The sequence below is a fragment of the Streptomyces sp. NPDC056480 genome, from assembly GCF_042795405.1.
Classification (GTDB): Bacteria; Actinomycetota; Actinomycetes; order Streptomycetales; family Streptomycetaceae; genus Streptomyces.
The window spans coordinates 27,474-34,327 of record NZ_JBHTSA010000070.1 but is presented as its reverse complement, the minus strand read 5'-3'; the positions used below and the strand labels follow the sequence as shown (position 1 = coordinate 34,327).

The window sequence follows — 6,854 nt, the reverse complement described above, 5'->3', positions numbered from 1 at the left end:
GGGACACACCCCCGTCGGCCCGCTGTCGTTCGTGCGGCGTTGTCGGTGGCAGCGGATAGCCTGCACAAACAGGTGAGCGAGGAGGGGGTGCGGTGTGCGTGTTCTCGGGGTGGACCCGGGTCTGACCCGGTGCGGCGTCGGCGTCGTCGAGGGCGTCGCGGGACGGCCCCTCACCATGCTCGGCGTGGGCGTGGTGCGGACGGCCGCCGACGACGACATCGGAGTGCGGCTCGTCGGCATCGAGCGTGGCATCGAGGAGTGGCTCGACCGCTTCTCGCCCGAACTCGTCGCCGTGGAGCGGGTGTTCAGCCAGCACAACGTCCGTACGGTGATGGGCACCGCCCAGGCCAGCGCCGTCGCCATGCTCTGCGCCTCGCGCCGCGGCATCCCCGTCGCCCTGCACACCCCCAGTGAGGTCAAGGCCGCCGTCACCGGCAGCGGACGCGCCGACAAGGCGCAGGTCGGGGCCATGGTCACCCGGCTGCTCCGGCTGTCCGCGCCACCCAAGCCGGCCGACGCCGCCGACGCCCTCGCCCTCGCCATCTGTCACATCTGGCGCGCCCCCGCCCAGAACCGTCTCCAGCAGGCCGTCGCCGAGAACCGTCTCCAGCAGGCGGTCGCCCGGCAGGCGGCCGCAGTGAAAGGCCGAACCCGATGATCGCCTTCGTCAGCGGCCCGGTCGCCGCGCTCGCCCCCACCACGGCCGTCATCGAGGTCGGCGGTGTGGGCATGGCCGTCCAGTGCACCCCGGGAACGCTCGCGGGACTGCGCATCGGTGAGGACGCCCGGCTCGCCACCTCCCTCGTCGTACGGGAGGACTCCCTCACCCTGTACGGCTTCGCGGACGACGACGAGCGGCAGGTCTTCGAGCTCCTCCAGACCGCGAGCGGCGTCGGGCCCCGCCTCGCCCAGGCCATGCTCGGGGTGCACAGCCCCGACGCCCTGCGCGTCGCCGTGTCCACCGGTGACGAGAAGGCCCTCATGGCCGTCCCGGGCATCGGCAAGAAGGGCGCGCAGAAACTCCTCCTCGAACTGAAGGACAAGCTCGGGGCGCCGCTCGGCAGCAGCGGCATGGTCGGCGCCCAGCGGGCGGCGGCCTCCGGTCCCGCGCCGTGGACCGAGCAGCTGTCCGCCGCGCTCATCGGCCTCGGCTACGCGTCGCGCGAGGCGGAGGAGGCGGTGGCTGCGGTGACGCCGCAGGCGGAGGAGGCGATCGCCGCGGGTGGCTCGGCTCCCGTGCCGCAGCTGCTGCGGGCGGCTCTGCAGTCCCTGAACCGCGCCCGCTGACGGGCCCCGCCGCGGGGCCCTCCCCACCCCGCCGCCCCGACCACCGCACCACCACCGAGAAGGCAGAAGAACCGTGAACTGGGACGACGAGACCACCGGCGACGACGAGGCGCGCATCGTCGGCGCATCGGCCGAGGGGGACGACCAGGCCGTCGAGGCGGCGCTCCGGCCCAAGGACCTCAGCGAGTTCGTCGGCCAGGAGAAGGTCCGTCAGCAGCTCGACCTGGTCCTCAAGGCCGCCCGCCAGCGCGGTGCCACCGCCGACCACGTGCTGCTCTCCGGCGCCCCCGGCCTCGGCAAGACCACCCTCTCGATGATCATCGCCGCCGAGATGAACGCGCCGATCCGCATCACCTCGGGCCCCGCCATCCAGCACGCGGGCGACCTCGCCGCGATCCTCTCCTCCCTCCAGGAGGGCGAGATCCTCTTCCTCGACGAGATCCACCGGATGTCCCGGCCCGCCGAGGAGATGCTCTACATGGCGATGGAGGACTTCCGTGTCGACGTGATCGTCGGCAAGGGACCCGGCGCCACCGCCATCCCGCTCGAACTCCCGCCGTTCACCCTGGTCGGCGCCACCACCCGGGCCGGACTCCTGCCGCCGCCGCTGCGCGACCGCTTCGGCTTCACCGGCCACATGGAGTTCTACGACCCGGCCGAGCTCCAGCGCGTGATCCACCGCTCCGCCGGACTCCTCGACGTCGAGATCGACCCGGCGGGCGCCGCCGAGATCGCCGGCCGGTCCCGCGGCACCCCCCGCATCGCCAACCGGCTGCTCCGCCGCGTCCGCGACTACGCGCAGGTCAGGGCCGACGGCGTCATCACCCGGGAGATCGCGGAGGCGGCCCTCAGCGTGTACGAGGTCGACGGCCGCGGCCTCGACCGGCTCGACCGGGCCGTCCTGGAGGCCCTGCTCAAGCTCTTCGGCGGGGGCCCGGTCGGCCTCTCCACGCTGGCCGTCGCGGTGGGGGAGGAGCGCGAGACCGTCGAGGAGGTCGCCGAGCCCTTCCTCGTACGAGAGGGTCTGCTGGCGCGTACGCCCCGTGGTCGGGTCGCCACCCCCGCGGCATGGGCGCACCTCGGACTGGTTCCGCCGCAGGCAGCGGGCCCGGGGAGCGCCGGGAACGGCGCGGGAAAGGGACAACAGGGGCTCTTCGGGGCGTGACGGTGCTGACACTCGCCCGGACAGGAACCGGGGTGCGATGCTGGACGTTGTTCCAATGATGCGGACTCGCCTAGACTCCGCCGTTGCCGCCCTTTCTGGTCGGCGCGCCCACCCCCGAAGATCAGGCCGCGGGTTCTCCGCGACCGTGCGAAGGAAACCCGTCCCGTGAGCATCGTGACCCTCCTCCCCTTCATCGTCCTCATCGGGGCCATGTTCCTGATGACCCGCTCTGCCAAGAAGAAGCAGCAGGCGGCGGCGCAGATGCGCAACGAGATGCAGCCCGGCACCGGCGTACGGACGATCGGGGGGATGTACGCCACCGTCAAGGAGATCGGCGACGAGACCGTCCTCCTCGAGGTCGCGCCCGGCGTGCACGCCGTCTACGCGAAGAACGCGATCGGCGCCGTCCTCGAGGACTCCGAGTACAACCGCATCGTCCACGGTGACGACGAGGACTCGGACTCCGACACGGTCGTCCCGGACGACGCCTCGTCGCTGACCGAGGCCGCCGAGGCGACGGAGACCGTCGAGGACGCGCCGAAGGCCGATCTGACGAAGAAGTCGGACGTGACCGACGCTGCGGAGGGCCAGAAGGACGGCAAGGCCGACGGCGAGACCGACGCGAAGTAGTCGCGGCCGAGGACACCACGCACGCCCACCGGCGCGCGCGGTCCTCGGAACGGTTCCACGTCTGCGGGGGAAGGTCCCCACACACACTTCGTGGCCGTCCCGCGCACACCCGGCGCGGGACGGTTGGACAGGGAGATACGACAGGTGGCAGCACCGAAGAAGGGCCGAAGGCCGGCGGGGGGACAGAGCCGGCCGGGCCGCGCCCTGGCACTCATCCTGATCGCCATGGTCGCGCTCACCGGCGGCATGTTCTGGTCGGGGCACACCACCCCGCGCCTGGGCATCGACCTCGCCGGCGGTACGTCGATCACGCTCAAGGCCAAGGCTGAGCCCGGCCAGGAGTCGGCGGTCAACGAGACCAACATGAACACCGCCGTCGGCATCATCGAGCGCCGGGTCAACGGTCTCGGTGTCTCCGAGGCCGAGGTCCAGACGCAGGGCAAAGAGAACATCATCGTCAACATCCCTCGCGGGACGAACGAGAAGCAGGCCCGGGAGCAGGTCGGTACCACCGCCCAGCTCTACTTCCGGCCCGTTCTCGCGGTGACGAACGGTGGACCCGCCGAGGCGCCCAGCGCCGGCACCTCCGGTTCTCCCTCCGGCACGCCGAAGCCTTCCTCCTCCGCCTCCGGCTCGACCGCGGGCGAGAAGTCGGCCACGCCGACGGCCACCGGCTCCGCCCAGGGCCGTGCGCTCACCGAGGCCCTCAAGGCCCCGAGCCCCACCCCGACGCCGACCGGCAGCGCCTCGTCGTCCGCGAAGCCGAAGGCCACCGGCACCCCGTCGGCGACCCCGACGCCGGACGCCGCCACCGCGGCGCTCCAGCAGAAGTTCACCTCCCTGAACTGCCTCGACCCCAAGCAGCGCACCGCCGCGGGCCAGGGCGTCAAGCCCAGCGAGCCCACGGTCGCGTGTGGCGAGGACGCCCCCGGCGTCTGGTCGAAGTACCTCCTCGGCCCGGCCGAGGTCGAGGGCCGTGACGTCGACGACGCCAAGGGCCAGCTCGACCAGCAGCGCGGCATGTGGATCGTCACCATGGACTTCACGGACGCGGGTTCGAAGAAGTTCCAGGCGATCACCGGCAAGCTGTCCTCGCAGGCCGACCCGCAGAACCGCTTCGCGATCGTCCTGGACGGCGAGGTCGTCTCGGCCCCGTCGGTGCGCCAGACGCTGAGCGCCAGTGCCGAGATCTCCGGCAACTTCAACCAGCAGTCGGCCCAGGACCTCGGCAACATCCTGTCGTACGGTGCCCTGCCGCTGACCTTCGAGACGCAGAGCGTCGACACGGTCACCGCCGCGCTCGGCGGCGAGCAGCTGGAGGCCGGTCTGATCGCCGGCGCCATCGGCCTCGCCCTGGTCATCATCTACCTGGTGGCCTACTACCGCGGCCTGTCGCTGATCGCCATCCTCAGCCTCGGCGTCTCCGCGCTGCTCACCTACGTGATCATGGCCCTGCTCGGCCCGGCCATCGGCTTCGCGCTGAACCTGCCGGCCGTCTGCGGCGCCATCGTCGCCATCGGTATCACCGCGGACTCGTTCATCGTGTACTTCGAGCGCATCCGTGACGAGCTCCGCGAGGGCCGCACGCTCCGCCCGGCCGTGGAGCGCGCCTGGCCGCGCGCCCGTCGCACCATCCTGGTCTCCGACTTCGTGTCGTTCCTGGCCGCGGCCGTGCTCTTCATCGTCACCGTCGGCAAGGTCCAGGGCTTCGCGTTCACGCTCGGCCTGACCACCCTGCTCGACGTCGTCGTGGTGTTCCTCTTCACCAAGCCGGTCATGACGCTCCTCGCGCGGACCAAGTTCTTCGGCGACGGCCACGCCTGGTCCGGCCTCGACCCGAAGCGACTCGGCGCCAAGCCGCCGCTGCGCCGCACCCGTCGTGCCAATGCCTCTGTCGCTGGCCCTGTCGACCCGAAGGAGGCGTGAGATGTCGAAGCTCGGCGATCTCGGCGCCCGGCTCCACCGTGGTGAGGTCGGCTACGACTTCATCGGCAACCGCAAGATCTGGTATGGCCTGTCCATCCTGATCACCATCACCGCCATCGTCGCCCTGGCCGTACGCGGCCTCAACATGGGCATCGAGTTCCAGGGCGGTGCCGTCTTCACGACCCCGAAGTCGGAAGTCTCCGTCAGCCAGGCTCAGGAGTACGCGGAAGAGGCGTCCGGCCACGACGCGATCGTCCAGCAGCTCGGCAACGGCTCCCTCCGCATCCAGGTCGGCGGCCTCGACACCGCGCAGTCCGACCAGGTCCGCACGGAGCTCGCCAAGGACCTGAACGTCGCCGAGGACAAGATCGCGGCGGAGCTGGTCGGTCCCAGCTGGGGTGAGCAGATCGCCACCAAGGCCTGGACCGGTCTGGGGATCTTCATGATCCTCGTGGTGATCTACCTGGCCATCGCCTTCGAGTGGAGAATGGCGATCGCGGCGCTCATCGCGCTGATCCACGACCTCACGATCACGGTCGGCATCTACTCGCTGGTCGGCTTCGAGGTCACCGTCGGTACGGTCATCGGTCTGCTGACGATCCTCGGTTATTCGCTGTACGACACGGTCGTCGTCTTCGACTCCCTCAAGGAACAGACGAAGGACATCACGAAGCAGACCCGCTTCACGTACAGCGAGCTGGCCAACCGCTCGATCAACGGCACCCTGGTCCGTTCGATCAACACCACCGTCGTCGCGCTGCTGCCGGTCGCCGGCCTGCTCTTCATCGGCGGCGGCGTCCTCGGCGCCGGCATGCTCAACGACATCTCGCTGTCGCTGTTCGTCGGTCTCGCCGCCGGTGCGTACTCCTCGATCTTCATCGCCACCCCGCTCGTCGCCGACCTCAAGGAGCGCGAGCCGGCGATCAGGGCACTCAAGAAGCGCATCATGGCGAAGCGGGCCGGTGCGGCCGCCAAGGGCGAGTCGTACGAGGGCTCGGACGACCGGTCCGACGACGACAACGAGATCGCCGTCGTGGGCCCGCGGGCGAGCCGTCGCGGCCGCTCCTCGGAGCAGCGAGGATGACCGCCGAGGCCCAGGACGTCACCGACCTCCTGCTCAGCCGCATCCGCGACGTACCGGACTACCCGAAGCCGGGCGTGCTGTTCAAGGACATCACGCCGCTGCTCGCGGACCCGGAGGCGTTCACGGCCCTCACCGACGTCCTCGCCGGGCTGTGCTCCGCGCACGGCGCGACGAAGATCGTCGGTCTCGAGGCGCGCGGCTTCATCCTGGCCGCCCCGGTGGCCGTCCGCGCGGGACTGGGCTTCATCCCCGTCCGCAAGGCCGGCAAGCTCCCCGGGGCGACGCTGCGCCAGGCGTACGAGCTGGAGTACGGCACCGCCGAGATCGAGGTGCACGCCGAGGACCTGGCCGCGGGCGACCGCGTCATGGTCATCGACGACGTCCTCGCCACCGGCGGCACGGCCGAGGCCTCGATCGAGCTCATCCGTCGCGCGGGCGCCGAGGTGGCGGGCGTCGCGGTCCTGATGGAACTCGGCTTCCTCCCGGGCCGCGCCCGCCTGGAGCCGGCACTGAACGGCGCTCCGCTCACGGCGCTGATCACCGTCTGACATCGGGCTTCACCCCGCACGGGGCGCTCCGGGGAATCCCCGGGGCGCCCCGTCGGTTTTCCGGAGTGTTCCGGTCCGGGACCCGAGGGGCGTGCCACGCCCGCCGTCGGGCCCGTTCCCCGCCCCGGCCGCGTGAGCAGTGCGTGTCCGGGCTCGATACGATGGCCTTTCCGGGCCTGACCGGGGGACCCGGTACCTCCCCCAGACTCCGTCC

At 71.2% G+C, this 6,854-nt stretch carries 7 protein-coding genes; all 7 read left to right on the top strand.

Going from position 1 to position 6,854, the window contains the following annotated elements; translation table 11 throughout:
- Nucleotides 1-94: 94 nt before the first annotated feature.
- The 7 genes from ruvC to ACFQ79_RS26670 all read left to right on the top strand — a co-directional run bounded on the left by ruvC (nucleotide 95) and on the right by ACFQ79_RS26670 (nucleotide 6,640).
- The gene (ruvC, locus tag ACFQ79_RS26700) at nucleotides 95-658 is read left to right on the top strand and encodes a crossover junction endodeoxyribonuclease RuvC (RefSeq protein ID WP_073914711.1); all 564 of its coding nucleotides are present in this window, start codon (nucleotides 95-97) and stop codon (nucleotides 656-658) included.
- Nucleotides 655-1,287 (top strand): Holliday junction branch migration protein RuvA, encoded by a 633-nt coding sequence (gene ruvA / locus ACFQ79_RS26695; protein ID WP_209493850.1) that lies wholly within the window; start codon nucleotides 655-657, stop codon nucleotides 1,285-1,287. The genes ruvC and ruvA overlap by 4 nt, the downstream gene beginning before the upstream one ends.
- 73 nt (nucleotides 1,288-1,360) lie before the next feature.
- Nucleotides 1,361-2,452: a Holliday junction branch migration DNA helicase RuvB gene (gene ruvB / locus ACFQ79_RS26690; protein WP_383587931.1), complete on the top strand. Its 1,092-nt coding sequence runs from the start codon at nucleotides 1,361-1,363 to the stop codon at nucleotides 2,450-2,452.
- 165 nt (nucleotides 2,453-2,617) lie between these two features.
- A complete protein-coding gene (gene yajC / locus ACFQ79_RS26685; protein ID WP_055602346.1) occupies nucleotides 2,618-3,082 on the top strand; it encodes a preprotein translocase subunit YajC in 465 nt (154 codons plus the stop codon).
- Between the two features lie 144 nt (nucleotides 3,083-3,226).
- Nucleotides 3,227-5,008, top strand: a complete 1,782-nt coding sequence (secD, locus tag ACFQ79_RS26680; RefSeq protein WP_383587927.1) for a protein translocase subunit SecD — start codon at nucleotides 3,227-3,229, stop codon at nucleotides 5,006-5,008.
- A gap of 1 nt (nucleotide 5,009) precedes the next feature.
- Complete coding sequence (secF, locus tag ACFQ79_RS26675) at nucleotides 5,010-6,092, top strand: protein translocase subunit SecF (protein WP_383587924.1); 1,083 nt, start codon at nucleotides 5,010-5,012, stop codon at nucleotides 6,090-6,092.
- Entirely contained in the window at nucleotides 6,089-6,640 is a 552-nt protein-coding gene (locus ACFQ79_RS26670; protein ID WP_383587921.1) for an adenine phosphoribosyltransferase, read from the top strand. The genes secF and ACFQ79_RS26670 overlap by 4 nt, the downstream gene beginning before the upstream one ends.
- Nucleotides 6,641-6,854 lie beyond the last annotated feature (214 nt).